The following is a 24,724-nucleotide window of genomic DNA, read 5'->3' as shown; positions in this document are numbered from 1 at the left end:
AGGTCGTCAGGAAGACAGCGGCGGCGCGCGGGCTTGCGCCGAGAGGCCGGCGCGCGAACGATCGAACTCGGAGGCGAAATCAAGCCAGGCGATCCGGCTCGGCAGGCGTACGACGGCCTGGGCCGCAACTTGCGGGCTATCAACGGGCGCACCGGTCTGCAGCACGCTGCACGCCGAGCAGCAGCCGTCATGGGCGTCGTGACTGGTCTGGTCACCCTGCCCGGCTCGGGAGCCGGCATCGCCGTGGCAGATGGTGGCGGCCGCGAGCGGATCGGACGCGGCAAGGTTCGCCGCCCAGCAGGCCCCGATCGGTGCAAGAATCTGCACCAGCAGGGCAACCAGGACGATGGGCAGAAAATTCTTCAGCCGCCGGCGCATTGCAAAACCATCCGGGACGGAACTAACCACCATGAGCACCGGAAGTCGAGATCGCCGACGCGTCCGGTTTCTTCCAGCCGGCGGAAATAGCCGAGCGTGGCACTTGCGTCACGGCGGCTCCGAAACCAGTCGTATCCCCTTACCCTGTCACGTGTTTTACATCTCCCGTCACAACCGCCGGTGGCGCCATCCCAATCATTTCGCAAATTGCTCGAAAATTGAACAATCGTTGCCGAAAATGATGACAAGCCTGGAAAGATAGTCTACCAATTCGGGCTCAGGCCAGCCGCGAGGTGTGTCCTGGTGGTCCAAGTCTCGGGAGGAGCCCGACGCGCATAAGCAGCGTCACCCCATCAATCAAGATCAAATCGAATTTTTGGGGCAAATAGGGTCGACACAATTTTTGGAGCAGGGCTTTCAGCCCTGCTCTTTTTTTATGTGATGATCGCAATCCGCTATGACTCCATCCTCGAATCCGATCGAACGCAGCTTTGAGCTCGCAGCAGCGGCTTGCGATGATCTGACACCGTTCGTGTATCGCCGCCTGTTTCGCGAACATCCTGAGACGCAGGCGATGTTTCGCACCGAAGGCAGCGAGCCTGTGAAAGGCGCGATGCTGCAGCTGACGATCGAAGCCATCCTCGATTTCGCGGGCGAGCGCCGCGGACATTTTCGCCTGATCGAATCGGAGGTGTTCTCGCACGACGCCTACGGCACGCCGCGCGAACTGTTCGTGGCATTCTTCGCGATGATTGCCGACAGCTTGCGCGACATTCTCGGCGAGCAGTGGACTGCGGAGATCGATGCTGCGTGGCACACGCTGCTCGGCGACATCGAAGCCATCGTGCTGCAGCAGAAACATCTCGTGGACGAGAGGCCGTAGCGTCACCGTTCCGATTGTGACACACTCGCTTTATCCGCGGCGCGTGCAATTGACGCCGACGGTCAGAAAAACGAAGAGGGAGCAAGCAATGCCAGGGACCGACAAGGGGATGGACAAGGCGTCGACGACGCGGCGCGACCTTCTGCAGATGGCGGCGGCAGGTGGAGCTGCGGCCGGCCTGTTCGGCGGAATGGGCATGACGACGTCCGCGCTCGCCGCCGAAATGGGACGCTCGGAAAAGCCGCTGAAGGCGGCGTTCTCCAACGCCGGACTGCAGGCGACGTGGTGCGCGCAGGGCAAGCAGGCCGCCGAGTTCTGGGGCAAGCTGTTCAACGTCGAAGTGACCTGGTTCGACGGCCAGCTCGATGCCGTCAAGCAGCGCGCCGCGATCGACAACATGGCGTCGCAGAAATGGGACTTCGTCGCGATCCAGGCGTTCGGCATCGGCACGCTGACCCAGCCGGTGCAGAAGATGATCGACGCCGGCACTCCCGTGATCGACATGGACACGCTTATTGCTCCTCTCGATCAAATTAACGTCCACTCGTTCCTCGCGCCCGACAACGAGTTCATGGGCGCCTCGGTGACGCAGGCGCTGTGCAACGCGATCGGCGGCAAGGGCAAGGTCATCATGACCCAGGGCGCGCTCGGCCACACCGGCGCGCAGGGCCGCGCCAAGGGCTTCAACTCGGTCATCAAGCAGTTCCCGAACATCGAGGTGCTGGACACCCAGCCCGCCGACTGGGACGTCTCCAAGACCGCCCGGCTCTGGGAAACCTATCTGACCAAATATTCGCAGATCGACGCCGCCTTCTTCCACAATGACGACATGGCGCTCGCCGCCTACAACATCATGAAGGCGCGCAACCGCACCAACATCCTGATCGGCGGCGTCGACGCCATGCCGCCGGCGATCCAGGCGGTCAGCGAAGGCCGCATGTTCGCGACCGTCCGCAATCCGTCCTGCCGCATCCATGGCGGCGCGATCGTCGCGGGCGTCGCCGCCGTGGTCGGCGGCGAAAAGAGCGGCCAGGGCATTCCGAAGAACGTCGTGACCGATGGTCCCGTCGTGACCAAGGCCAACGCCGCCGGCATGCAATGGATGGAGGATCACTTCCTGATCTGAGCGGTCCTCATGTCGCAGGGACGCTCGGCGATCCTCGAATTGCACCAGATCACGAAGGCCTTCGGCGGCGTCGAAGCCCTTCGTGGGGTCGACTTCGCGCTGCACGCCGGCGAGATCCACGGTCTCGTCGGCGAGAACGGCGCCGGAAAAAGCACGCTGATGAAGATCATCGCCGGCGTGCATCCGGAGTTCTCCGGCCGCTTCATGCTGGACGGCAAGGAGACCCGCTTCCGCTCCACCCGCGACGCGCACGCCGCCGGCATCGGCATGGTGCATCAGGAGCTCAGCGTCGCGCCCGATCTCACGGTCGCCGAGAACGTGTTCCTCGGCAACCAGCCGACCAACCGCCTCGGCTTCGTGCAGTGGCGGCGGATGGCGCGCGAGGCCGGCGAGCAGCTGGCACGGTTTGGCATCGACGTCGACCCGATGACGCGGCTCGGCGACCTGCCGATCGGCCTGCAACAATTGATCGAGATCGCGCGCGTGCTGTTCTCCGGCGCACGCATCATCATCCTGGACGAGCCGACCTCCGCCCTCTCCCCGCCCGAAGTCGAACGCCTCTTTGCGACGCTGCACAAGTTGCGCGACGAAGGCACCAGCATCGTCTTCATCTCGCATTTCATCGAGGACATTTTGCGGGTCTCCGACGTGGTCACCGTGTTCCGCAACGGGCGGAAGATCGCCGAGACGGCGTCCGCGGACACCACCAAGGGCGCGCTGATCGAGGCCATGATCGGCCGCGGTGGCGAGGCGCTGGAACACAGCTACACCGATGACCTGATGCTCCCGCAATCGAGCGGCGGCGCGGCGGTGCTGAAGGTCGATCAGCTCTCGCTGCGCCGCAGCCTGCAGGACGTCTCGTTCGAAGCCCGCTCCGGGGAGGTGCTCGGCATCTACGGCTTCATGGGCTGCGGGCAGTTGGAGCTGTCGCGCATCCTGTTCGGCAAGCTGCGGCCCGATGGCGGAACGCTGGTGGTCGACGGCGCCGCCAAGACCTTCCGCAGCACCGCAGCCGCCCGGCGGGCCGGCGTTGCGCTGGTGCCGGAAAGCCGCCGCGCCATGCTGTTCCACCAGGAGCCGGTTTACAAGAACATCTCGATCAGCATCCTCGAGCGGATCTCCTCGCTGCTGCTCAAGCCGGTGCGCGAGCGCGCGATCGCCCAGCGCCAGGTCGAGCAATTGCAGATCCGGCCGCCGGTGGTCGGCCTCGATCTCGGCATGCTGTCCGGCGGCAATCAGCAGAAGGTGGCGCTGGCGAAATGGCTCGCCTACCCGCCGCGCGTCCTGGTGCTGTGCGAGCCGACCCGCGGCATGGATGTCGGCGCCAAGAACGACGTGATCAACATCGTGCGCGATCTCCGCGCCAAGGGACTGGCGATCATCGTGCTGTCGACCGAGCCGGAGACGGTGCTGTCGCTGGCCGACCGGATCCTGGTGCTGAAGCGCGGCGCGGTGGTGCGCGAATTTGCAGGCGAAGCGGTCAGCAAGGACCGGCTGCTGGAGGCGGCCTAGAGCATGATCCGGAAAAGTGCGAAGCGGTTTTCCGATGAGATCATGCTCAAACAAACAGGGAAAGCGCGATGACCACCTCATCGCGCTTGATGGAGAGACATGATGGCAAGCAGTGACGGCGCGACGGCGCGAGCGGATCACCAGCGGTCGCGCGGGCTGGTGCCCTTCCTGCGCTCGCAGATGCGCAACATCGCGCCGTTCCTGACGCTGATCTTCCTCAGTGCGTTCTTTGCGATCGCGAGCCCGTCGTTTGCGACCATCGACAATGTCGGCAACATCCTCACGCAAGTCTCGGTCACCGGCATCATCGCCGTCGGCCTCACCTTCGTGATCCTGTGCGCCGAGATCGATCTGTCGATCGCCAGCATCGCCAACGTCACCGGCATTGCCGTGGCGTACTTCACGCTGCAGGAATCCTACGTCAACATCGCCAATGTCCCGATGCCGGGCATCGTCGCGATCCTGCTGGCGCTGGCGCTGTGCGCGCTGCTCGGCCTCGTCAACGCGCTGGGGCTGACCATGATCGGCATCCCCTCCTTCATCATGACGCTCGCCATGATGCAGATCGCGGCCGGCGTCTCGGCGCTGCTGGTGCGCGGCCAGATCGCCTACAAGGTGCCGGACCTGATCACGACGCTCGGCTCCGGCTCGATCGGCGGCATCCCCTGGATCGTGATCGTCGCCGCGGTGATGCTGCTCGGCGGCCACCTGGTGCTGACCTACACGCGGTTCGGCCGCTACGTCTACATGGTCGGCGGCAACCGCGAAGCCGCGGAATTTGCCGGCCTCAACGTCAAGCTCATCCTCGGCAGCGTGATGGTGATCTCGGCGGTGTGCTCGGGGATCGGCGGCATGCTCGGCGTCGCCCATTTCGGCAGCGCCCAGCAGAACGAGTTCGACACCTATCTCTTGGATTCGATCGCGGCCGTGGTGGTCGGCGGCACCAGCCTGTTCGGCGGCCGCGGCGGCATCGGCAACACCATCGTCGGCCTGTTCGTGCTCGGCGTGCTCAACAACGGCCTCGACCACGTCAATATCGACAGCTTCCTGAAGATCCTGATCCGCGGCCTGATCCTGCTCGCGGCGCTGATCATCAACGTCTACGCGCAGCGGCTGCGGGAGCAAGCGGCGGATTGATAGTGGAGCGGAGCACGTAGCTCTCACCTCTCGTCGTCCCGGCGAAGGCCGGGACCCATAACCACAGGGTTGGGTTGTTGAGAGCAGGCTGTGGCCCCAGCGTCGGGCAACAATTCGCATTCGTGATAATGGGTCCTGGCTTTCGCCAGGACGACGCCGAGTGTGTGTCGCTTGTGAGTCAAACATCCGCATTCTCGCGACACGATATGCCCGAGCTTTGCTGTTCGTTTCACCCTCTGAAAGCAGAGGGCGCAGGGAAAGCCGGGTGCCGATCGCACCCATGGGCCCCGTGCAATGGGTAGAAAGCACGGGGGTAGGACCACAGGTGTAACCGGGAACTCCGGCTTTCCCTGCGCGATGGGCTACGGCTTACTTCGTGCTCTCCCCGGCGAGACTTGGCTTGTTTGTCACCGCCTTCGCCACGCGCACCGCGCAACGTGAAGAGACACCTGCCACTTGGGCGTCAGGACCACACGACTTCACCGTCCGCCTCATGCGCACTCGTCAGTTGCACACTCAGCGTCCACCGCATCTCGACCCGCGTCCGTGACGACCGCGAAGCGCCCCTCGATCGGGTGAGACGGGCGGAATTGAACATCTGATTTGCCCGACGACGGAAGCGCTAATTTGCCCGTCGGGGTGATTTGTCGCAGGCCTCCTCCGTCGTCATTCCAGTTCGGTGCGGCGCTCCGCCCCGGAATGACAGCGGGTCATCTGGCAAAATCCGGCTGCCAGTGACGCAGTTCGCGCGCGGCGAAGGTGACTGCTCCGATCGTCGTGAACGACGCCGCCTCCAGCATCATATTGCGGGCGAGCTTGAGGGCGCGCGCCTCGCAGATCGCGCGCTGCTTCTCGTCGGCGATCCACTCGAAGTCGATGTTGTGCGCAAGGCCGAGGATGCGCCGGATGGTCTTGGCCGCGGCGAAGCCGACGGTGTCCTGGAACAGCCGCGCCATATAGGCCTGCCGTTCCGCCTCCAGCCGCGCGGCACCTGCCTCGCCCGCGAACAGCGACACCGGATAGCCGTCGCCCCTCGCCTCGCTGCGCCACAGCGCGAGAAACTTGCGGGAAAACTCGCTCCAGACGCCCTCGATGGTCGCGAGCAGCCATGCCTCGAACGAGGCGCGCTCGCCCGGCGTGCGCTCGTGGCCGGCGGAGGCGAGATAGGCCATCAGCAGATTGCCGATGACGGCGCCGATATCGAAGCCCATCGGGCCGTAGAACGCGAACTCGGGATCGATCACCCTGGTCTCGCTGTCCGTGACCATGATCGAGCCGGTGTGCAGGTCGCCGTGCAGCAGCGCCTGCGGGCTCGCCATGAATTTCAGCTTCAGCCTGCTAATTGCGACATGGAGGTCGAGGTCCTCGCGGAACGCCGCGGCCGTGGCGTCGAGATAGGGCGCGGTCCAGCGGTTCTGCTGGGCGATGCGATAGGGATCGGTGAAGATCAGATCCTCGGTGATCTTGCAGAGCGCATGGTTGCCGGCGAAATCGGCGATGCCCTGCTTCTTCTCCGCGGCCGACAAGGCAAGGTCGGACGTGAGGAACAGCGTTTGCGCCAGGAAGGTCGAGATATCCTCGACAAAGCGCGGGTACCGCGTGGCTTCGATCAGGCCCTTGCGCATGATGACGTGCGGCTCGAGCAGCTCCATCGCGGTGAGCGCGAGCGGCGCATCATGATGCAGCGCCGCAGGCACGAGCATCGGCGCCAGCCGCGCCTGATGCACCAGCGCCATGTGCTCGTAGTGCGCCCGCGACAGCGGCAGCGGCCAGCTCTCGCCGACGAGGCGCACATAGGGCAGCGCCTGCTTGACCGCGAGGCCGCCGCTGTTTCCCTTGACGATGAAGACGAGATTGAGATTGCCGTCGCCGACCTCGCTGATCGACCAGTCGGCCGGCGCGCCGCCGAGCTGCGCGACGATGGCGGGCAGCTCCGCGAGATAATCCCGCAGATCGGCTTCCCGCAGGATTCGATATGCGCTCGGCCCGGAGCCCGGCTGGGACTGCAGGTTCATCGTGGTCGCCTCCTCCGCATTGCCAGGGCGAGGTTGATCCCCGCTCCATTGGCATCAGTTTCTAAAACAGCATCCCCATCGGTACGTAGCCCGGGTGAGCGAAGCGATACCCGGGAAGGTGATCCCGCATGTCGCTTCGCTCATGCGGGCTACTTCAGATCCAACGAAAACTGCGTATCAGAACGGCATCCCCATCAGTTTCGACAGCCGCTCGATCGAGAGATAGCCGGAATGATAGGCCCACATGGCGATCGAGAAGATCACGGCCGAGATCAGCGTGGTCCACAGCAGCTTGCGGCCCATGCGCGCCAGGATCGGCGCGCCGGGGTCGGTGCCGGGCGCGCCGACGCCGTCCTCATGCTGGCTGCGTATGCCGAACGGCAATGTCAGGAACAGCACGAGCCACCAAAGGACGAAGTAGATCGCAAGCCCAGTGGAGATCTGGTACGCCATACTGGCCTCAGGCCTGTTCGATCTCGACCAGGGCGCCGGAAAAGTCCTTCGGGTGGAAGAACAGCACCGGCTTGCCGTGCGCGCCGATCTTCGGCTGGCCGTCGCCCAGCACCCGCGCGCCCTCGGCGATCATGCGGTCGCGAGCCGCGATGATGTCGGGCACGTCGTAGCAGACATGGTGGATGCCGCCGTCGGCATTGCGCTCGACGAATTTCGCGATCGGCGAGGCCTCGCCGAGCGGCTCGATGAACTCGATCTTGGTGTTCGGCAGCGTCACGAACACGGTGATGACGCCGTGCTCCGGCAGCGGCACCGCATCGGAAATCTCGGCATTGAAGGCAGTGCCGTAGATCTTCGCGGCCTGCTTGGCGTCCTTGACCGCGATCGCGACGTGATTGAGCCGGCCCAGCATCTCATTCTCCCTTTAGTTGAGCATGATCTTTTCGGAGAACCGCTTCGCGCTTTTCCGGATCATGCTTAGGCTCAGACCGTCAGAACGTGCACGACGCAGATCGGCTTCTTGCCCCATTGCTCGTTCAGCGCCGCCCGCACCGCGCGCCGCACCGATTCCCCCAGCGCGTCCGGATCGCGCCGCCGCGGCTTCGGCAGGCCCTCGATCGTCGATACCACCACATCGAACACGATGTCGTCGAGCAGTTCGCCCGCCGCATTGTTCTCCGGCATGCCGACCAGATCAACCTCGGGATCGTCGACGAGCTCGCCCTGCTCGGTCATGGCGATGGCGACGAAGGCGCAGCCGGCAAAGCCCATCCGCCGTCGTTCCACCACGGCACGCGACTTGGCGTCCTCCAGGATGGTTCCGTCCTTGTAGAGCCGGCCCGCCGGCACCTCGCCGATGATGCCGGGCTCGCCGGGCCCGAGCTTGACGAGGTCGCCGTTGCGGCAGGTCAGGACCTTGGGCACGCCGGCGGCGCGTGCCAGCTTGGCGTGCTCGGCCAGATGCAGCGCCTCGCCATGGACGGGGATCAAGAGCTGCGGCCGCACCCAGGAGATCATGTCGCGCAGCTCGTCGCGGCGCGGGTGGCCGGAGACGTGCACCAGATGCTCACGGTCGGTGATGATCTCGACGCCCTGCATGACCAGGTTGTTGATGATCGAGCCGACCGCCTTCTCGTTGCCGGGAATGGTGCGGGAGGAGAAGATCACGGTGTCGCCCTTGTTCAGGGTGACCTGCGGATGGTCGTCATTGGCGATCCGCGCCAGCGCCGCGCGCGGCTCGCCCTGGCTGCCGGTGCACAGCGCCAGCACCTTGTCGGCCGGGAAATGGCCGTAATAGTCGGCGCTGCGGAATTTATGCGAGCCGTCGAGATAGCCGCATTCGCGCGCCACCTGCACCACGCGCTCCATGGCGCGGCCGACCACGACCACCTCTCGATCGGCGGCGTTCGCGGCATCCGCCACCGCCCGCACCCGGGCGACATTGGAGGCGAAGGTCGTGACTGCGACCCGGCCCTTGGCCGCCTTGACCAGCTTCTTGATCGTGGCGGCGACCTCGGTTTCCGACGGCGAGCGCCCGTCGCGCACCGCATTGGTGGAGTCGCCGACCAGCGCCAGCACGCCTTCATCACCGAGCTCGCGCAGCCGCCGCTCGTCGGTCGGCTGGCCGATGATCGGGGTCGGATCGATCTTCCAGTCGCCGGTATGCAGCACGGTGCCGACATCGGTCTTGATCGCCAGCGCGTGCGATTCCGGAATCGAATGCGCGACCGGGATGAACTCGACATTGAACGGACCGATATCGACCCGCCCGCCCGACGGGATCACCGTGACCGGGATTTTTGGCGGGTTGCGCTCGGCGGCGCATTTGGCCTCGAACAGCGCCGCGCTGAATTGCGTCGCGTAGATCTTGCAGCCGAGCTTCGGCCAGAGATCGATGATGGCGCCGAAATGATCCTCATGGGCGTGCGTCAGCACGAGGCCCACCAGATTGTTGCGCTCCTTCTCGAGGAAGCGGACGTCGGGCATGATCAGGTCGATGCCCGGAAGATGCTCCTCGTCGCCAAACGAGACGCCGAGATCGACCGCGAGGAAGGACCGCTGGTGGCGGTTGCCGAGGCCGTAGATCGACAGGTTCATGCCGATCTCGCCGACGCCGCCGAGCGGCGCAAAGGTGAGTTCGTCGGGACGCGCCATCAGACCGCCCTCACCGAGGCTGCGGTGCCGAAATAGACCTCGCCGGCGGTCACGGGCAGGCGCTCGCCATCAGCGGTGCGGACGATCAGGCAGCCGGTATCATCGATGGTGTCGAACGTGCCCTCAAGGGTCGCCGAGCCGGTCTGGACCGCGACCTTCTCGCCGAGGCCGGCCGCGCGCTCCAGCCACAGCCTGCGGATCTCGGGGAAGCCGCGGCCGTCGTCCCAAATGCCGCGAAACTCGACCCAGGCGTCCGACAGCGCGGCAAACAGCTCCTCCGCCCCGATCTGGATGCCAAGCGCCGCGAGCGATACGGCCGGCGTCGGCGTCCCCTCGGGTGCTGCGACGACATTGGTGCCGATGCCGACCACGACCGCCAGCCGGCTCCCGATGGCCTCGGCCTCCAGCAGGATGCCCGAGAGCTTCTTGCCATTGGCCAGCACGTCGTTCGGCCATTTCAGGGTGAACTTCGGGCTGTCCGGCCCGAGCCGCAGCGCCGCCTCGATGCTGACCTTCCGCAGCGCGGCTTCAAGCGACAGCCCGGCGGCAAAGCCGAGGGTGGCGGCGACTGCCGGCTGAACGTCGGTCACCTCGAGGATCGTGCTGGCGAGATTGCCGCGCGGCGCGACCCAGACCCGCTGCCGCCGCCCGCGGCCCGCGGTCTGTTCGGGCGTCACGAACCACATCGGCCCCTGCGCGCCGTCGCGGGCGCGCAGCATCGCCTCGGCATTGGTCGAGCCGATCTGATCGAAGGCGGCGAGCCGGTAGCCCGCCGCTATGGCCCGAGGCCCGAGCGTGAAGGTCATGTCAGAGTTATGCGCATGATTGGTTCCGAAAGCCAGCATCCCGATTTCGGAACCGCACGCGTCAAAATAGTGATTTGGCCGCCGCCGTGGCCACGCTCACCAGCGGGCCCGGATAGGCGAAGTAGAAGATGTTGAAGATGCCCGCGACCGCCAGCACAGTGCGCAGCTCGACGCGGACCGGGTCGAGCTTGCCGAGCGGCTGGTCGAAATACATCACCTTGACGATCGACAGATAGTAGAACGCGCCCACCACGCTGGTCAGCACGCCGATCACGGCGAGCGTGAACAGATTGGCCTTGATCGCGGCGACGAACACGTACCACTTGCCGAAGAACCCGGCGAGCGGCGGCACGCCGGCCAGCGAGAACAGCAGCATCGCGAAGATGAAGGCGAGCAGCGGATTGGTGCGGGACAGGCCGGCGAAATCGCTGATCTGCTCCAGCGCCTGGCCGTTCCGCTTCATCGCCAGGATGATGCTGAAGGAGCCGAGCGTCATCGCCACATAGATCGCGATGTAGATCAGGACGCCCTGGGCGCCCTCGACCGTGCCGGAGGCGAGGCCGACCAGCGCAAAGCCCATATGGCCAATCGAGGAATAGGCCATCAGGCGCTTGATGTTGGTCTGGCCGATCGCCGCGAACGAGCCCAGCGCCATCGAGGCGATCGCCACGAACACCAGGATCTGCTGCCACTGGGTCACGATGCCCGGGAACGCGGTCAGCGTCGCGCGGGTGAACACCGCGAGCGCCGCGACCTTCGGGGCGGACGCGAAGAACGCCGTCACCGGCGTCGGCGCGCCCTCATAGACGTCCGGCGTCCACATGTGGAACGGCACTGCCGAGACCTTGAAGCAGAGGCCAGCGAGCAGGAACACCAGGCCGAACACGATGCCGATGCTGCCGGTGGTCGCCGCCGCCGCGATGCCGGCGAAGCTGACGGTGCCGGTGAAGCCGTAGATCAGCGATGCGCCGTAGAGCAGCATGCCCGACGACAGCGCGCCGAGCACGAAATACTTCAGGCCCGCCTCGCTCGACTTGGCGTTGTCGCGCTGGCTGGCGGCGACGACATAGAGCGCAAGGCTCATCAGCTCGAGGCCGAGATAGAGCGAGATCAAATCGCCGGCCGAGATCAGCACCATCATGCCGAGCGTCGACAGCAGCACCAGGATCGAGAACTCGAAGTTGCGGCTCGAGGGCTGAGACAGGTACTCGGTCGACAGGATCAGCGTCGCCGCCGAGGCGATCAGCGCGAGGACCTTCAGGAAGCGGGCGAAATCATCGACGATGAAGCTGCCGCCGAAGGTCACGAGCTTGCCGGCCGGCAGCCAGAGCTCCAGCACGCCGGTCAGCACCAGGAGACAGATCGCGAGCGCCGTGACGAGCCGCGTCGTCCCCTGCCCGCGATAAGCTCCGATCATCAACAGCACCATGGCGCCGACCGCGAGCACCAGCTCCGGCAGCACCGGCTGCAACTGATAACCTGCACTGGAAAAGCTCATGACGAGGGCCTTACTGGACGGTCAGCGCGGCTGCCTTCACGGCAGTCACGGCGGTTTGGTAATTGTTGACGAGCTGCTGGACCGAGGCGGCCGACATGTCGAGCACCGGCTTCGGATAGACGCCGAACAGGATGGTCAGCGCGATCAGCGGGAACAGCGTCACGCATTCGCGGAAGGTGAGATCCTTGATCGACATCAGCGACGGCTTGACCAGCGCGCCGAACACCACCTTGCGGTAGAGCCAGAGCGCGTAGCAGGCCGACAGGATCACGCCGGTGGTGGCGAAGAACGCGGTCGGCAGCGAGATCTTGAAGGTTCCGAGCAGCGTCATGAACTCGCCGACGAATCCGCTCGTGCCCGGCAGACCGACATTGGCCATGGTGAAGACCATGAAGGTCAGCGCGTAGAGCGGCATCCGGTTGACGAGGCCGCCATAGGCCGCGATCTCGCGGGTGTGCATGCGGTCGTAAACCACGCCGACGCAGAGGAACAGCGCGCCGGAGACGATGCCGTGCGAGACCATCTGGAACATGCCGCCGGCGACGCCCTGCGTCGTCACCGCGAAGATGCCCATGGTGACGAAGCCCATATGCGCGACGGATGAATATGCGATCAGCTTCTTCATGTCCTCCTGCATCATCGCCACCAACGAGGTGTAGATGATGGCGATGACCGACAGCACGAACACGAACGGCGCGAAGTCGTGCGAGGCCAGCGGGAACATCGGTAGCGAGAAGCGCAGGAAGCCGTAGCCGCCCATCTTCAGCAGGATCGCGGCCAGGATCACCGAGCCCGCCGTCGGCGCCTCGACGTGCGCGTCGGGCAGCCAGGTGTGCACCGGCCACATCGGCATCTTCACCGCGAACGAGGCAAAGAAGGCCAGCCACGCCCATGTCTGCATCGACCGCGGCACAGCGGTGTGCATCAGGGTCGGGATGTCGGTCGTGCCGGCGTTCCAGTACAGCGCCATGATGGCGAGCAGCATCAGAACCGAGCCGAGGAAGGTGTAGAGGAAGAACTTGAACGACGCATAGACCCGGCGCGGGCCGCCCCAGACGCCGATGATCAGGAACATCGGGATCAGGCCGCCCTCGAAGAACAGGTAGAACAGCACGAGATCGAGCGCCGAGAAGGTGCCCACCATCAGCGTTTCCAGGATCAGGAACGCCATCATGTATTCGCCGACGCGCTGCGTCACCGACTTCCAGCTCGCGATGATGCAGAGCGGCATGATCGCGGTGGTCAGGATGATCAGCGGCAGCGAGATGCCGTCGACGCCCATGTGATAGGTGATGCCGGTGGCGAGCCAGGACGCCTTCTCGACGAACTGGAAATCGGTCGAGGCCGGATCGAAGCGCGCTACCAGGATCAGCGAGATCGCGAAGGTGATCAGCGTGGTCCACAGCGCGATCCAGCGCGCCGTGCGGCTCGCGGTCTCGTCACCGCCCCGCGCCAGCAGATAGACCAAGATCGCACCGACCGCCGGCAGGAAGGTCGTAACCGAAAGGATGGGCCAGGTTGTCATTTACTGGCCTCCCAAGCCGAACATGAACCAGGTGATCAATCCGGCAGCCCCGATCAGCATCGCGAATGCGTAGTGATAGAGGTAGCCGGTCTGCAATTTCACGACGTTGCGGGTGACGTCGAGCACGCGGGCGGAGACGCCATCGGGACCGAAGCCGTCGATGATGAAGCCGTCGCCCTTCTTCCACAGCGTGTAGCCGAGCCACTTTGCCGGACGCACGAAGATCCAGTCGTACAGCTCGTCGAAGTACCATTTGTTGAGCAGGAACTGGTACAGCATCGGCTGCTGGCGAGCGAGCTCGACCGGCAGATACGGCCTGCGGATGTAGAACAGATACGAGATGAACAGGCCGAGCGCCATCATCACGGTGGGCAGCGGCGCGAGCCAGCCCGGCATGTGCTCCATGTTCTCGAGGATGTGCGGGTTCATCTTCACGGACTCGCGGAAGAACTCCTCGACGCCGTGCGGGTTGACGAACAGCTCCTTGAACGGCAGGCCGGCCAGGATCGAACCGGCGGCGAGCACGCCGATCGGCACCAGCATCCACACCGGGCTCTCATGCGCCGCCTCATAGTGCTTCTGGTCGTGCGGCTCGCCGAAGAACGTCTTGAAGATCAGACGCCAGGAGTAGAACGAGGTCAGGCCGGCGGCCGCGATCGTCAGCAGATATGCATAGGCGGCGAACGGATTATGCGCCGCATAGGCCGCCTCGATGATCGCGTCCTTGGAGAAGTAGCCGGCGAACAGCGGGAAGCCGGTCAGCGCCAGGGTGCCGATGCACATCACCGCGAAGGTGTACGGGATCTTGCGCCACAGCCCGCCCATGTTGCGGATGTCCTGCTCGTGATGCATCGCGTAGATCACCGAGCCGGACCCTAAGAACAGCAGCGCCTTGAAGAAGGCGTGCGTGAACAGATGGAACATGCCGACCGAATAGGCCCCCGCTCCCATCGCCACGAACATGTAGCCGAGCTGCGAACAGGTCGAATACGCGACGATGCGCTTGATGTCGTTCTGCACGAGGCCAATCGTGGCGGCGAAGAACGCCGTGGTCGCGCCGAAGAACATCACCACCGCCTGCGCGGTCGGTGACAGCTCGAACAGCGGCGACAGCCGCGCCACCATGAAGACTCCGGCGGTGACCATGGTCGCGGCATGGATCAGCGCCGACACCGGGGTCGGACCTTCCATCGCGTCCGGCAACCAGGTGTGCAGCAGGAACTGGGCCGACTTGCCCATCGCGCCCATGAACAGCAACAGGCAGGTCAGGGTCAGCGCCTCGGCCTGCCAGCCGAAGAAGTTGATGGTCTTGCCGGTCAGCCCGGGCGCGGCGTGGAAGATGGTCTCGAAATCGGTCGAGCCGACCAGCGCGAAGATCGCGAAGATGCCGAGCGCGAAACCGAAGTCGCCGACGCGGTTGACCACGAAGGCCTTGATCGCCGCGGCATTGGCCGACGGTTTCTGGTACCAGAACCCGATCAGGAGGTAGCTCGCGAGGCCGACGCCCTCCCAGCCGAAGAACAGCTGCACGAGGTTGTCTGACGTCACCAGCATCAGCATCGCGAAGGTGAACAGCGAGAGATAGCCGAAGAAGCGCGGCCGGTTCGGATCCTCGTCCATGTAGCCGATGGAGTAGAGGTGGACGAGCGCGGACACCGTGTTGACCACGACCAGCATCACCGCCGTCAGGGTGTCGACCCGCAGTGTCCAGGCCACCTGCAGGTCGCCCGAGGTGATCCAGGGCAGCAGCACGACGCGCGCGTCATGGTGCATGAAGCCGACATCGACCAGCGTGAACCAGGACAGCGCCGCCGAGACGAACAGCAGGCCGGTGGTGATCAGCTCGGCGAGGCGCGAGCCGGCGGCCGCCGGCTCGGAGACATGGTGATCGTCATGGCCATGGTCGTTATGACCGTGATCGTCATGGGCGGCGGAGGCACGGGCGTCGCCATGCGCGTCGTCGTGATGGTCGACGATATCGCCGCTCGGGCAGCGCGCATGGGCACCGACCAGCGAGATGATGCCTGCGAGGATGGCGCCCAGCAGAGGCAGGAATACGATTGCCTGAACCATAACTGCGCCTAGCCCTTCATCAGATTGACGTCTTCAACCGCGATCGAACCGCGGTTGCGGAAATACACCACCAGCACGGCGAGACCGATCGCGGCCTCGGCGGCGGCCACCGTCAGCACCAAGAGCGCGAACACCTGGCCGACGATGTCGCCGAGGAAGGTCGAGAACGCCACCAGGTTGATGTTGACCGACAGCAGGATCAGCTCGATCGACATCAGGATGACGATGATGTTCTTGCGGTTGAGGAAGATGCCGAGGATCCCGAGCGTGAACAGGATCGCGGCGACCGCGAGATAGTGTCCGAGCCCGATCGTCATTTCACCCACTCCGCCGCGTCGGCATCCTGCAGGCCCTGCCCCGACGCCACCTTGCGCATCGCCATCGCCATCTCGGGCGTGCGCGCGTTCTGCACGTTGATGTTCTGCCGCTTGACCTTGGCCTTGTGGCGCAGCGTCAGCACGATGGCGCCGATCATCGCGACCAGCAGCACCATGCCGGCGAGCTGGAAGTAATGGATGTACTTCGTATAGAGCACGAGGCCGAGCGCCTCCGTGTTGCTGACATTGGTCGGGATCGCCGCGGTGATCGTCTTGGTCACGGCCGGGTTGATTACCCAGGCGCCGACGACGAGCAGCAGCTCGAACATGAAGATGCCGCCGATCACGATGCCGATCGGCAGATACTGGATGAAGCCCTCGCGCAGCTCGACGAAGTCGACGTCGAGCATCATGATCACGAACAGGAACAGCACCGCGACCGCACCGACATAGACCACGATCAGCATCATCCCGAGGAACTCGGCGCCCATCAGGATGAACAGGCCGGCCGCGTTGACGAAGGCCAGGATCAGGAACAGCACGGAGTGCACGGGATTGCGCGAGACAATCACCATGACCGCCGAGGCCACGCAGACCGCAGCAAACAGGTAGAAGAACAGCGCCGGAAGGATCATGCCCTCACCTCACCGGTACGGCGCGTCGAGCGCGATCGACTTCGCGATCTCGCGCTCCCAGCGGTCGCCATTGGCGAGCAGCTTGGCCTTGTCATAGTACAGTTCCTCGCGGGTCTCGGTCGCGAATTCGAAATTCGGTCCCTCGACGATGGCGTCCACCGGGCATGCCTCCTGGCACAGGCCGCAATAGATGCACTTCACCATGTCGATGTCGTAACGCACCGTGCGGCGGGTGCCGTCGTTGCGGCGCGGGCCGGCCTCGATCGTGATCGCCTGCGCCGGGCAGATCGCCTCGCACAGCTTGCAGGCGATGCAGCGCTCCTCGCCGTTCGGATAGCGGCGCAGCGCGTGCTCGCCGCGGAAGCGCGGCGAGATCGGGCCCTTCTCGAAGGGATAGTTCAGCGTCGGCTTCGGCTGGAAGAAATAGCGCATCGCGAGGAAGAACGCCGAGACGAATTCCGACAGCAGAAGCGAGCGGGCTGTTGCGTTGACATTGACACTCATGACGGCCTCACTTCGGCGCGATGCCGGCGAACTGCAGCACGCCGGCCACGATCACCACCATCGCCAGCGACAGCGGCAGGAACACCTTCCAGCCGAGCCGCATCAGTTGATCGTAGCGGTAGCGCGGCACGATCGCCTTCGCCATCGCGAACATGAAGAACATGAAGAACACCTTCAGGGCGAACCAGACGATGCCCGGAATCCAGGTGAACGGCGGCAGGTTGACCGGCGGCAGCCAGCCGCCCAGGAACAGGATCGACGCCAGCGCGCACATCGTGGTGATCGCGACATACTCGCCGAGCATGAACAAAAGATACGGGGTCGAGCCGTATTCGGTCATGAAGCCGGCGACCAGTTCGGATTCGGCTTCGACGAGGTCGAACGGCGGACGGTTGGTTTCCGCCAGCGCCGAGACGTAGAACACCACGAACATCGGGAACAGCGGCCACACATACCAGTTCAGGATGGTGAGCTGCGGCAGGCCGATCAGGTGCGCAAGCCCGCGGGTGTTCTGCGCCTCGACCACCGCCGACAGGTTCAGCGAGCCGACGCAGAGCAGCACGGTGATGATGACGAAGCCGATCGAGACCTCGTAGGACACCATCTGCGCCGCCGAGCGCAGCGCGGCCAGGAACGGATATTTCGAGTTCGACGACCAGCCGGCCATGATGATGCCGTAGATCGACAGCGACGAGATCGCGAAGATGTAGAGAACGCCGACATTGATGTCGGAGATCACCCAGCCGAGATCAAACGGGATCACGGCCCAGGCGGCCAGCGCCAGGATGCACGACACCAGCGGCGCGAGCAGGAACACGCCCTTGTTGGAGCCGGACGGAATCACCGGCTCCTTCAGCACGAATTTCAGGAGGTCGGCGAAGGATTGCAGCAATCCGAACGGTCCGACCACGTTGGGGCCGCGGCGGATCTGCACCGCCGCCCAGATCTTGCGGTCGGCGAGCAGGATGTAGGCGATCGCGATCAGGAGCACGACCAGCAGCAACAGGCTCTCCGCGACCATGATGATCAGCGGCCAGAGGAAGCCGGTCCAGAACGAGCTTGCGAAGAATTCAGCCATCAGGTCACGCTCACTCCGCTGCCGTCAGCATTCGGCCCGACGCCAGCCGCGAGCATTCCGCCATCACGGCAGAGGCCCGCGCGATCGGGTTGGTCAGATAGAAATCCTCGACGGTCGGCTTGAATGCCGCCTTGTCGACGCTCCCGCCCTTGCCTGCCAGCGCCTTGACGTCGTCGGGCTTGCCGGCCTCGATCTGGTCGAGCCGCATCAGATGCGGGTAGGCCTTGAACATAGCCTGACGCAGCGCCTGCAGCGAGTCGAACGGCAGCTTCTTGCCGAGCACGTCGGACAGCGCGCGGATGATCGCCCAGTCCTCGCGGGCCTCGCCCGGCGGGAACGCGGCGCGGTTGGCGATCTGCGCCCGGCCTTCGGTGTTGACGTAGATACCGGACTTCTCGGTATAGGCCGCGCCCGGCAGGATGACGTCGGCACGATGCGCGCCCTGGTCACCATGGGTGCCGATATAGACCACGAAGGTGCCGTCCGGCGCCTTGATCTCGTCGGCGCCGAGCAGGAACAGCACGTCGAGCGTGCCGAAGGTCGTCATCTGCGCCGAGGTCAGCCCGCCCGCCGCCGGCGAGAAGCCGATATCGAGTGCACCGGCGCGCGAGGCGGTATCCTGCAGCACGGCAAAGCCGTTCCAGCCGTCCTTCAGCGCACCGACGTCGACCGCGAGCTTGGCGGCCTGCGCCAGCACCGCCGCGCCGTCATGCCTGGTATAGGCGCCGGCGCCGACCAGGATGATCGGGTGCTGGGCCTTCTTCAAGACGTCGGCAAAGGAGTGCTTGCCCGCCACGAGATCGGCCAGCGTATCGGTGCCCGCGCCGAGATAGTCGTGGTCATAGGTGAAATCGGCCTTGGCGCCGATCATGCCGACCTTGAGCCCGCCGGTGCGCCAGCGCTTGCGGATCCGCGCGTTCAGCACGGCGGCTTCCTTGCGCGGATGCGAGCCGACGATCAGGATCGCGTCGGCCTGGTCGATGCCGGCGATGGTCGGGTTGAAGATGTAGGAGCCGCGGCCCGCCTTGGCGTCGAACGCGTCGCCGCCCTGCACCGCCAGATTGACCGAGCCGAACTTCGCGAGCAGCTCCTTCAGCGCGTACATTTCGTCGACCGCGGCCAGATCGCCGGCGATCGCGCCGATCCGCTTGCCGTCGCTGCGGCCGGCCTTGGCGGCGATGGCAGCAAAGGCTTCCTGCCATGTCGCCGGCCTGAGCTGGCCGTTCTCGCGCACATAGGGCCGGTCGAGGCGCTGCGTGCGCAGGCCGTCGACGACGTGCCGGGTCTTGTCGGAGATCCACTCCTCATTCACCGCCTCGTTGATGCGCGGCAGGATGCGCATCACCTCGCGGCCGCGGGTGTCGACGCGGATCGCAGATCCCACGCCGTCCATGACGTCGACCGACTGGGTCTTGCCGAGCTCCCACGGACGCGCGGCGAAGGCGTACGGCTTCGAGGTCAGCGCGCCGACCGGGCAGATGTCGACGAGATTGCCCTGCAGCTCCGAGCTCAGCGCCTGCTCCAGATAGGTCGTGATCTCCATGTCTTCGCCGCGGCCGGTCGCGCCCATTTCCGGCGCGCCGCAGACTTCGGCGGAGAAGCGGACGCAGCGCGTGCACTGGATGCAGCGGTTCATCGAGGTCTTGACCAGCGCGCCGAGATACTTGTCCTCGACCGCGCGCTTGTTCTCGGCGAAACGGCTGGTGTCGACGCCGTAGCCCATCGCCTGGTCCTGCAGATCGCACTCGCCGCCCTGGTCGCAGATCGGGCAGTCCAGCGGATGGTTGATCAGCAGGAACTCCATCACGCCTTCGCGCGCCTTCTTCACCATCGGTGAACGGGTCGAGATCTCCGGCGGCTCGCCCTTCGGGCCCGGACGGCAGTCGCGCACGGCCCAGGCGCAGCTCGCGACCGGCTTCGGGCCGCCCTTCACCTCGACCAGGCACATCCGGCAATTGCCGGCGATCGACAGCCGCTCGTGATAGCAGAAGCGCGGAATCTCGGCGCCGGCCGCCTCGCACGCCTGCAGCAGCGTGTACTCCGGCGGCACATCGATCTCTTTGCCATCGACGATGATCTTGCTCATGTCTGTCTCAAGTCTTTCCGAGCTTGCAGTCCGGCGGTGCGACGCTCGCGGTTTTCAATGAGGTCTTCACCCATTGCTGGGTGTCGGCGCCGTAGGTCGCGAGATACGCAGGCTGCGCCTGGTTCTTCTCGCAGAGGAACGGCAGATGCGGTTTCAGGTCGTAGTCACACGATACCTGCCATTCGCGCTTTTCCGCGAATGCGGCAAAGGTCTCCTCGCAGGCATAGAGGAAGTACGAGACAAAACTCTCATATTGGGACCGCTCTTCGCGACCGGCGGCCTTGATGGCCTCGTAGTCGGGCTGAGCGAACTTCGGATTCTGGAATGCGAGATCGGTGTAGCCGAGAAACGCCGAACGCGCGCTGGAGGCGCGGTTCGAGGTGCGGATTTCGTTGATCTGCAGCAGGATTGCAACAAAGCCGAGCAGCGCTACGGTCGCCTGCGCCATCTGCGCAAGCGTCCCGTATTTCTGCCACCATGCGGCCTGTTGCGTCATCGCCAGCATTACTCCGCAGCTACCATGTGCATGGGATCGCGCACGCCCTGATCGTCGAGATCGGCCTTGTGCGAATACTGGTCGATGCGCTCTTCGATCTCGTGACGGAAATGCGCGATCAGGCCCTGGATCGGCCATGCCGCGGCGTCGCCGAGCGCGCAGATGGTGTGACCCTCGACCTGCTTGGTAACCTCGAGCAGCATGTCGATCTCGCGCTTGTGGGCGCGGCCCTCGGCCATGCGGGTCAAGACGCGCCACATCCAGCCGGTGCCCTCGCGACACGGCGTGCACTGGCCGCAGCTCTCATGCTTGTAGAAATAGGAGATGCGCGCAATCGCTCGGATCAGGTCGGTCGACTTGTCCATCACGATCACCGCCGCGGTGCCGAGGCCCGAGCGCAGCTTGCTCAAAGAGTCGAAATCCATCGGCGTGTCGATGATCTGCTCGGCCGGCACCATGCGCACCGACGAGCCGCCGGGGATCACTGCCTTCAGATTGCCCCAGCCGCCGCGGATGCCGCCGCAATGCTTCTCGATCAGCTCGCGGAACGGAATCCCCATCGCCTCTTCGACGTTGCAGGGCCGCTCGACGTGGCCGGAGATACAGAACAGCTTGGTGCCGACATTGTTCGGCCGGCCGATGCCGGCGAACCAAGCGGCGCCGCGGCGCAGGATGTCCGGCGCGACCGCGATCGACTCGACGTTGTTGACGGTGGTCGGGCAGCCATAGAGGCCGACATTGGCCGGGAACGGCGGCTTCAGCCGCGGCTGGCCCTTCTTGCCCTCGAGGCTCTCGAGCAGCGCGGTCTCCTCGCCGCAGATATAGGCGCCGGCGCCGTGCGCAACATAGATGTCGAACGGCCAGCCGTTGACGTTGTCCTTGCCGACCAGCTTGGCCTCATAGGCCTGGTCGATCGCCGCCTGCAGCCGCTCGCGCTCGCGGATGAACTCGCCGCGGATATAGATGTAGCAGGCATGCGCGCCCATCGCGAAGCTCGCGAGCAGGCAGCCTTCGACCAAGAGATGCGGATCGTGCCGCATGATCTCGCGGTCCTTGCAGGTGCCGGGCTCCGACTCGTCGGCGTTGACGACGAGGTAGCTCGGACGGCCGTCCTTGGATTCCTTCGGCATGAAGGACCACTTCATGCCGGTCGGGAAGCCGGCGCCGCCGCGGCCGCGCAGGCCGGACGCCTTCATCTCGTTGATGATCCAGTCGCGCCCCTTGTCGATGATCCCCTTGGTGCCATCCCAGGCGCCTCTGCGGCGCGCGCCCTCGAGGCCCCAATCATGCAGGCCGTAGAGGTTCTTGAAGATGCGGTCCTTGTCGTCGAGCATGCTCAAAACTTTCCGAACATCACCGATTGGCTTGCGAATAAGCGAGCCCGGCGGCGCAGCCGCCGAACACGATGGCCCACAACAGGCTGGATTCCAGCGTGGCGCTCAGGCCGTAGCGTTGCAGCAGGAACATGAAGCCGGCCGCGACAGCGGTATGCAGGGCGATCGTGCGCCAGGCCTTCATCGCAGCGCCCCTTCCTGCCTTGTTTTCCTGCCCGTTTGCCAGCACCTGAAAGCCCCGCATCAGGTGGTTTCCTTCAGCGTCGTCGGCCCGCCCGCGGGCGCCGAGAACTGACGGTCGATCTGCGGGCCCGGCTTCGGCGGATTGCCGGCGGCAAAGCCGTCGAGCACCTTGCCGAAGCTTTCCTTGGTCAGATCCTCATAGGTGTCCTTCCAGATCAGCACCATCGGCGCGTTCACGCAGGCCCCCAGGCACTCGACTTCTTCCCAGGAGAAGTTGCCGTCCTTCGACAGCTGGAAGGGATCGTGATGGATGCGGTGCTGGCAGACCTCGATCAGGTCGGCGGCGCCGCGCAACCGGCACGGCGTGGTGCCGCACACCTGCACATGCGCCTTCTTGCCGACCGGCGAGAGCTGGAACATGGTGTAGAAGGTCGCGATCTCCAGCATGCGGATATGCGGCATCTCGAGCAGGTCCGCGACGGCGCGGATCGCCGCTTCCGAGACCCAGCCGTCATGCTGCTCCTGCACGCGCCACAGGATCGCGATCGCGGCCGAAGCCTGCCGTCCCGGCGGATACTTCTCGATCTGCTTCTTGGCCCAGGCGAGATTCTCGTCCGTGAACGTGAAGCTCGCGGGCTGCAATTCCTTCGGGGCAAGGCGGCGGACGGACATCGATCAAACTCTCATTGCGCGCGGTGCGGATGCGGACATCGTCACCGGTCGACCTCGCCGAACACGATGTCCAGCGAGCCCAGGATGGCGGAAACGTCGGCCAGCAGATGGCCCCTGCAGATGTGATCCATCGCCTGCAGATGGGCGAAGCCCGGCGCGCGGATCTTGCACTTGTAGGGCTTGTTGGTGCCGTCGGCGACGAGGTAGACGCCGAACTCGCCCTTCGGCGCCTCGACCGCGGCATAGACTTCGCCGGCCGGCACGTGCACGCCTTCGGTGTAGAGCTTGAAGTGATGGATCAGCGCTTCCATCGAGCGCTTCATCTCACCACGGCGCGGCGGCGCGATCTTGTTGTCCTCGACCACCACCGGACCCTGCCCGTCGGGTGCTTTGAGCTTCTGGATGCACTGCTTCATGATGCGCACCGACTGGCGCATCTCTTCCATGCGGATCAGATAGCGGTCGTAGCAGTCGCCGTTCTTGCCGATCGGAATGTCGAAATCCATCTCGGCGTAGCACTCGTAGGGCTGCGACTTGCGCAGGTCCCAGGCTGCGCCCGAGCCGCGCACCATCACGCCGGAGAAGCCCCACTCCCAGGCTTCCTTCAGCGGCACCACACCGATATCGACGTTGCGCTGCTTGAAGATGCGGTTGCCGGTGAGCAGCCGATCGAGGTCGTCGACCACCTTGAGGAACGGATCGCACCACGCCTCGATGTCGTCGATCAGCTTCGGCGGCAGGTCCTGATGCACGCCGCCGACACGGAAGAACGCCGCGTGCATGCGCGAGCCCGAGGCGCGCTCGTAGAACACCATCAGCTTCTCGCGCTCTTCGAAGCCCCACAGCGGCGGGGTCAGCGCGCCGACGTCCATCGCCTGCGTGGTGACGTTGAGCAGATGCGACAGGATGCGGCCGATCTCGCAATACAGCACGCGGATCAGCTGGCCGCGGCGCGGCACCGTGATGCCGAGCAGCTTTTCCGCCGCGAGGCAGAACGCATGCTCCTGGTTCATCGGCGCGACGTAGTCGAGCCGGTCGAAATAGGGAATCGCCTGCAGATAGGTCTTGTGCTCGATCAGCTTCTCGGTGCCGCGGTGAAGCAGCCCGATATGCGGATCGACGCGCTCGACGACTTCGCCGTCGAGCTCCAGCACGAGGCGCAGCACGCCGTGCGCCGCCGGATGCTGCGGCCCAAAGTTGATGGTGAAGTTACGAAGGTTTTGCGGCTGTTCATTCATGGCTTCGGCTCCGCCTTGGCCTTTTCATCGCCGGGCAGCGGATAGTCCGCGCCTTCCCAGGGCGAAAGGAAATCGAACTTGCGGAATTCCTGGTTGAGCCGGACCGGCTCATACAGCACCCGCTTCTCCTGGTCGTCGTAGCGAACCTCGACGAAGCCGGTGAGCGGGAAATCCTTGCGCAGCGGATGGCCGTCGAAGCCGTAGTCCGTCAGCAGGCGGCGCATGTCCGGATGACCGGTGAAGATCACGCCGTAGAGGTCGTAGGTCTCGCGCTCGAACCAGTCGGCGCCGGGGAAGACGCCGATGATCGACGGCACCTGCGTGGTCTCGTCGGCTTGCCCGCGCAAACGGATGCGCGTGTTCAGCGTCGGCGACAGCAGATGGTAGACGACGTCGAAACGCTTCTCGCGGCTCGGATAGTCGACCGCGGTCACGTCGGTGACGTTGACGAAGCGGCAGCCGGGATCGTCACGCAGAAACCTGGCGACGTCCACGATTCTGCCAATCTCGACGTCGATAGTGAGTTGATTGAACGCGACCGAGTGCGCCGTGGCCGCGCCCGGAAGCGCGCTCACGATCGTCTGCCCAAGGGCGTCGAGCTTGCCGTCGTCCATACCTGAA

Annotated in this window: 24 protein-coding genes; 4 read left to right on the top strand and 20 right to left on the bottom strand. The window is 64.9% G+C overall.

Annotated features, from left to right (window positions below):
- Nucleotides 1-6 precede the first annotated feature (6 nt).
- Nucleotides 7-378 (bottom strand): DUF2946 domain-containing protein, encoded by a 372-nt coding sequence (locus JEY66_RS22295; RefSeq protein ID WP_016848451.1) that lies wholly within the window; start codon nt 376-378, stop codon nt 7-9.
- Nucleotides 379-835: 457 nt separating this feature from the next.
- Here JEY66_RS22295 and JEY66_RS22290 point away from each other — a divergent pair, with 457 nt between their 5' ends.
- From JEY66_RS22290 to JEY66_RS22275, 4 genes are all read left to right on the top strand, one after another.
- Nucleotides 836-1,261, top strand: a complete 426-nt coding sequence (locus JEY66_RS22290; RefSeq protein WP_016848452.1) for a globin — start codon at nt 836-838, stop codon at nt 1,259-1,261.
- An 88-nt stretch (nt 1,262-1,349) separates the two neighbouring features.
- Nucleotides 1,350-2,387, top strand: a complete 1,038-nt coding sequence (locus JEY66_RS22285; protein WP_016848453.1) for a sugar ABC transporter substrate-binding protein — start codon at nt 1,350-1,352, stop codon at nt 2,385-2,387.
- 9 nt (nt 2,388-2,396) lie between these two features.
- Nucleotides 2,397-3,899 carry a sugar ABC transporter ATP-binding protein gene (locus tag JEY66_RS22280; RefSeq protein ID WP_018271849.1) on the top strand — a complete coding sequence of 501 codons (1,503 nt, stop codon included), beginning with the start codon at nt 2,397-2,399 and terminating at the stop codon, nt 3,897-3,899.
- Nucleotides 3,900-4,001: 102 nt separating this feature from the next.
- Nucleotides 4,002-5,036, top strand: coding sequence for an ABC transporter permease (locus JEY66_RS22275; protein ID WP_026192816.1), 1,035 nt, complete (start codon nt 4,002-4,004; stop codon nt 5,034-5,036).
- A 710-nt stretch (nt 5,037-5,746) separates the two neighbouring features.
- Here JEY66_RS22275 and mtnK read toward each other — a convergent pair.
- From mtnK to JEY66_RS22180, 19 genes are all read right to left on the bottom strand, one after another.
- On the bottom strand, nt 5,747-7,051 hold the full coding sequence (gene mtnK, locus JEY66_RS22270; RefSeq protein ID WP_018271851.1) for an S-methyl-5-thioribose kinase: 1,305 nt from the start codon (nt 7,049-7,051) through the stop codon (nt 5,747-5,749).
- A 177-nt stretch (nt 7,052-7,228) separates the two neighbouring features.
- On the bottom strand, nt 7,229-7,504 hold the full coding sequence (locus tag JEY66_RS22265) for a DUF1467 family protein (RefSeq protein WP_016841810.1): 276 nt from the start codon (nt 7,502-7,504) through the stop codon (nt 7,229-7,231).
- Nucleotides 7,505-7,511: 7 nt separating this feature from the next.
- The gene (gene mce / locus JEY66_RS22260; protein ID WP_016841811.1) at nt 7,512-7,916 is read right to left on the bottom strand and encodes a methylmalonyl-CoA epimerase; all 405 of its coding nucleotides are present in this window, start codon (nt 7,914-7,916) and stop codon (nt 7,512-7,514) included.
- A 71-nt stretch (nt 7,917-7,987) separates the two neighbouring features.
- Complete coding sequence (locus JEY66_RS22255; protein WP_018271852.1) at nt 7,988-9,658, bottom strand: ribonuclease J; 1,671 nt, start codon at nt 9,656-9,658, stop codon at nt 7,988-7,990.
- A complete protein-coding gene (locus JEY66_RS22250; protein ID WP_026192818.1) occupies nt 9,658-10,464 on the bottom strand; it encodes a biotin--[acetyl-CoA-carboxylase] ligase in 807 nt (268 codons plus the stop codon). Before JEY66_RS22250 ends, JEY66_RS22255 begins: the two co-directional genes overlap by 1 nt.
- Nucleotides 10,465-10,525: 61 nt before the next feature.
- Nucleotides 10,526-11,962 carry an NADH-quinone oxidoreductase subunit NuoN gene (gene nuoN, locus JEY66_RS22245; protein WP_026192819.1) on the bottom strand — a complete coding sequence of 479 codons (1,437 nt, stop codon included), beginning with the start codon at nt 11,960-11,962 and terminating at the stop codon, nt 10,526-10,528.
- 10 nt (nt 11,963-11,972) lie between these two features.
- Nucleotides 11,973-13,487 carry an NADH-quinone oxidoreductase subunit M gene (locus JEY66_RS22240; protein WP_016841819.1) on the bottom strand — a complete coding sequence of 505 codons (1,515 nt, stop codon included), beginning with the start codon at nt 13,485-13,487 and terminating at the stop codon, nt 11,973-11,975.
- On the bottom strand, nt 13,488-15,560 hold the full coding sequence (nuoL, locus tag JEY66_RS22235; RefSeq protein ID WP_018271853.1) for an NADH-quinone oxidoreductase subunit L: 2,073 nt from the start codon (nt 15,558-15,560) through the stop codon (nt 13,488-13,490).
- An 8-nt stretch (nt 15,561-15,568) separates the two neighbouring features.
- Nucleotides 15,569-15,877, bottom strand: coding sequence for an NADH-quinone oxidoreductase subunit NuoK (nuoK, locus tag JEY66_RS22230; RefSeq protein ID WP_016841823.1), 309 nt, complete (start codon nt 15,875-15,877; stop codon nt 15,569-15,571).
- Entirely contained in the window at nt 15,874-16,512 is a 639-nt protein-coding gene (locus JEY66_RS22225) for an NADH-quinone oxidoreductase subunit J (protein ID WP_016841824.1), read from the bottom strand. Before JEY66_RS22225 ends, nuoK begins: the two co-directional genes overlap by 4 nt.
- 9 nt (nt 16,513-16,521) lie before the next feature.
- Nucleotides 16,522-17,016, bottom strand: a complete 495-nt coding sequence (nuoI, locus tag JEY66_RS22220) for an NADH-quinone oxidoreductase subunit NuoI (RefSeq protein ID WP_018271854.1) — start codon at nt 17,014-17,016, stop codon at nt 16,522-16,524.
- 7 nt (nt 17,017-17,023) lie between these two features.
- On the bottom strand, nt 17,024-18,094 hold the full coding sequence (gene nuoH, locus JEY66_RS22215; protein WP_018271855.1) for an NADH-quinone oxidoreductase subunit NuoH: 1,071 nt from the start codon (nt 18,092-18,094) through the stop codon (nt 17,024-17,026).
- A gap of 10 nt (nt 18,095-18,104) precedes the next feature.
- Nucleotides 18,105-20,180, bottom strand: a complete 2,076-nt coding sequence (gene nuoG, locus JEY66_RS22210) for an NADH-quinone oxidoreductase subunit NuoG (RefSeq protein ID WP_018271856.1) — start codon at nt 20,178-20,180, stop codon at nt 18,105-18,107.
- A gap of 7 nt (nt 20,181-20,187) precedes the next feature.
- Nucleotides 20,188-20,676 carry a hypothetical protein gene (locus JEY66_RS22205; protein WP_141381954.1) on the bottom strand — a complete coding sequence of 163 codons (489 nt, stop codon included), beginning with the start codon at nt 20,674-20,676 and terminating at the stop codon, nt 20,188-20,190.
- An 8-nt stretch (nt 20,677-20,684) separates the two neighbouring features.
- Nucleotides 20,685-22,010 carry an NADH-quinone oxidoreductase subunit NuoF gene (nuoF, locus tag JEY66_RS22200; RefSeq protein WP_016847754.1) on the bottom strand — a complete coding sequence of 442 codons (1,326 nt, stop codon included), beginning with the start codon at nt 22,008-22,010 and terminating at the stop codon, nt 20,685-20,687.
- A gap of 19 nt (nt 22,011-22,029) precedes the next feature.
- Nucleotides 22,030-22,254 (bottom strand): hypothetical protein, encoded by a 225-nt coding sequence (locus tag JEY66_RS22195; RefSeq protein ID WP_016847753.1) that lies wholly within the window; start codon nt 22,252-22,254, stop codon nt 22,030-22,032.
- Nucleotides 22,254-22,865 carry an NADH-quinone oxidoreductase subunit NuoE gene (nuoE, locus tag JEY66_RS22190; protein ID WP_016847752.1) on the bottom strand — a complete coding sequence of 204 codons (612 nt, stop codon included), beginning with the start codon at nt 22,863-22,865 and terminating at the stop codon, nt 22,254-22,256. The genes JEY66_RS22195 and nuoE overlap by 1 nt, the downstream gene beginning before the upstream one ends.
- A gap of 41 nt (nt 22,866-22,906) precedes the next feature.
- Nucleotides 22,907-24,103 carry an NADH-quinone oxidoreductase subunit D gene (locus tag JEY66_RS22185; protein WP_016847751.1) on the bottom strand — a complete coding sequence of 399 codons (1,197 nt, stop codon included), beginning with the start codon at nt 24,101-24,103 and terminating at the stop codon, nt 22,907-22,909.
- Nucleotides 24,100-24,717: an NADH-quinone oxidoreductase subunit C gene (locus tag JEY66_RS22180; protein ID WP_018271858.1), complete on the bottom strand. Its 618-nt coding sequence runs from the start codon at nt 24,715-24,717 to the stop codon at nt 24,100-24,102. Before JEY66_RS22180 ends, JEY66_RS22185 begins: the two co-directional genes overlap by 4 nt.
- Between the last annotated feature and the right edge of the window lie 7 nt (nt 24,718-24,724).

The organism is Bradyrhizobium elkanii USDA 76 (genome assembly GCF_023278185.1).
In the GTDB taxonomy this organism is placed as follows: domain Bacteria; phylum Pseudomonadota; class Alphaproteobacteria; order Rhizobiales; family Xanthobacteraceae; genus Bradyrhizobium; species Bradyrhizobium elkanii.
This window is presented reverse-complemented; position numbering and strand designations above follow the sequence as displayed.

Excerpts from the sequence above, each read along its gene's own strand:
- JEY66_RS22205 (WP_141381954.1), bottom strand. The coding sequence starts at position 20,676 with ATGACGCAACAGGCCGCATGGTGGCAGAAATACGGGACGCTTGCGCAG.
- JEY66_RS22265 (WP_016841810.1), bottom strand. The coding sequence starts at position 7,504 with ATGGCGTACCAGATCTCCACTGGGCTTGCGATCTACTTCGTCCTTTGG.
- nuoK (WP_016841823.1), bottom strand. The coding sequence starts at position 15,877 with ATGACGATCGGGCTCGGACACTATCTCGCGGTCGCCGCGATCCTGTTC.
- nuoL (WP_018271853.1), bottom strand. The coding sequence starts at position 15,560 with ATGGTTCAGGCAATCGTATTCCTGCCTCTGCTGGGCGCCATCCTCGCA.
- JEY66_RS22185 (WP_016847751.1), bottom strand. The coding sequence starts at position 24,103 with ATGAATGAACAGCCGCAAAACCTTCGTAACTTCACCATCAACTTTGGG.
- nuoN (WP_026192819.1), bottom strand. The coding sequence starts at position 11,962 with ATGAGCTTTTCCAGTGCAGGTTATCAGTTGCAGCCGGTGCTGCCGGAG.
- JEY66_RS22180 (WP_018271858.1), bottom strand. The coding sequence starts at position 24,717 with ATGGACGACGGCAAGCTCGACGCCCTTGGGCAGACGATCGTGAGCGCG.
- JEY66_RS22255 (WP_018271852.1), bottom strand. The coding sequence starts at position 9,658 with ATGGCGCGTCCCGACGAACTCACCTTTGCGCCGCTCGGCGGCGTCGGC.
- JEY66_RS22280 (WP_018271849.1), top strand. The coding sequence starts at position 2,397 with ATGTCGCAGGGACGCTCGGCGATCCTCGAATTGCACCAGATCACGAAG.
- nuoG (WP_018271856.1), bottom strand. The coding sequence starts at position 20,180 with ATGAGCAAGATCATCGTCGATGGCAAAGAGATCGATGTGCCGCCGGAG.
- JEY66_RS22195 (WP_016847753.1), bottom strand. The coding sequence starts at position 22,254 with ATGCGGGGCTTTCAGGTGCTGGCAAACGGGCAGGAAAACAAGGCAGGA.
- nuoF (WP_016847754.1), bottom strand. The coding sequence starts at position 22,010 with ATGCTCGACGACAAGGACCGCATCTTCAAGAACCTCTACGGCCTGCAT.
- nuoH (WP_018271855.1), bottom strand. The coding sequence starts at position 18,094 with ATGGCTGAATTCTTCGCAAGCTCGTTCTGGACCGGCTTCCTCTGGCCG.
- JEY66_RS22285 (WP_016848453.1), top strand. The coding sequence starts at position 1,350 with ATGCCAGGGACCGACAAGGGGATGGACAAGGCGTCGACGACGCGGCGC.
- JEY66_RS22295 (WP_016848451.1), bottom strand. The coding sequence starts at position 378 with ATGCGCCGGCGGCTGAAGAATTTTCTGCCCATCGTCCTGGTTGCCCTG.
- JEY66_RS22250 (WP_026192818.1), bottom strand. The coding sequence starts at position 10,464 with ATGACCTTCACGCTCGGGCCTCGGGCCATAGCGGCGGGCTACCGGCTC.
- JEY66_RS22225 (WP_016841824.1), bottom strand. The coding sequence starts at position 16,512 with ATGATCCTTCCGGCGCTGTTCTTCTACCTGTTTGCTGCGGTCTGCGTG.
- mce (WP_016841811.1), bottom strand. The coding sequence starts at position 7,916 with ATGCTGGGCCGGCTCAATCACGTCGCGATCGCGGTCAAGGACGCCAAG.
- JEY66_RS22290 (WP_016848452.1), top strand. The coding sequence starts at position 836 with ATGACTCCATCCTCGAATCCGATCGAACGCAGCTTTGAGCTCGCAGCA.
- JEY66_RS22240 (WP_016841819.1), bottom strand. The coding sequence starts at position 13,487 with ATGACAACCTGGCCCATCCTTTCGGTTACGACCTTCCTGCCGGCGGTC.
- nuoI (WP_018271854.1), bottom strand. The coding sequence starts at position 17,016 with ATGAGTGTCAATGTCAACGCAACAGCCCGCTCGCTTCTGCTGTCGGAA.
- JEY66_RS22275 (WP_026192816.1), top strand. The coding sequence starts at position 4,002 with ATGGCAAGCAGTGACGGCGCGACGGCGCGAGCGGATCACCAGCGGTCG.
- nuoE (WP_016847752.1), bottom strand. The coding sequence starts at position 22,865 with ATGTCCGTCCGCCGCCTTGCCCCGAAGGAATTGCAGCCCGCGAGCTTC.
- mtnK (WP_018271851.1), bottom strand. The coding sequence starts at position 7,051 with ATGAACCTGCAGTCCCAGCCGGGCTCCGGGCCGAGCGCATATCGAATC.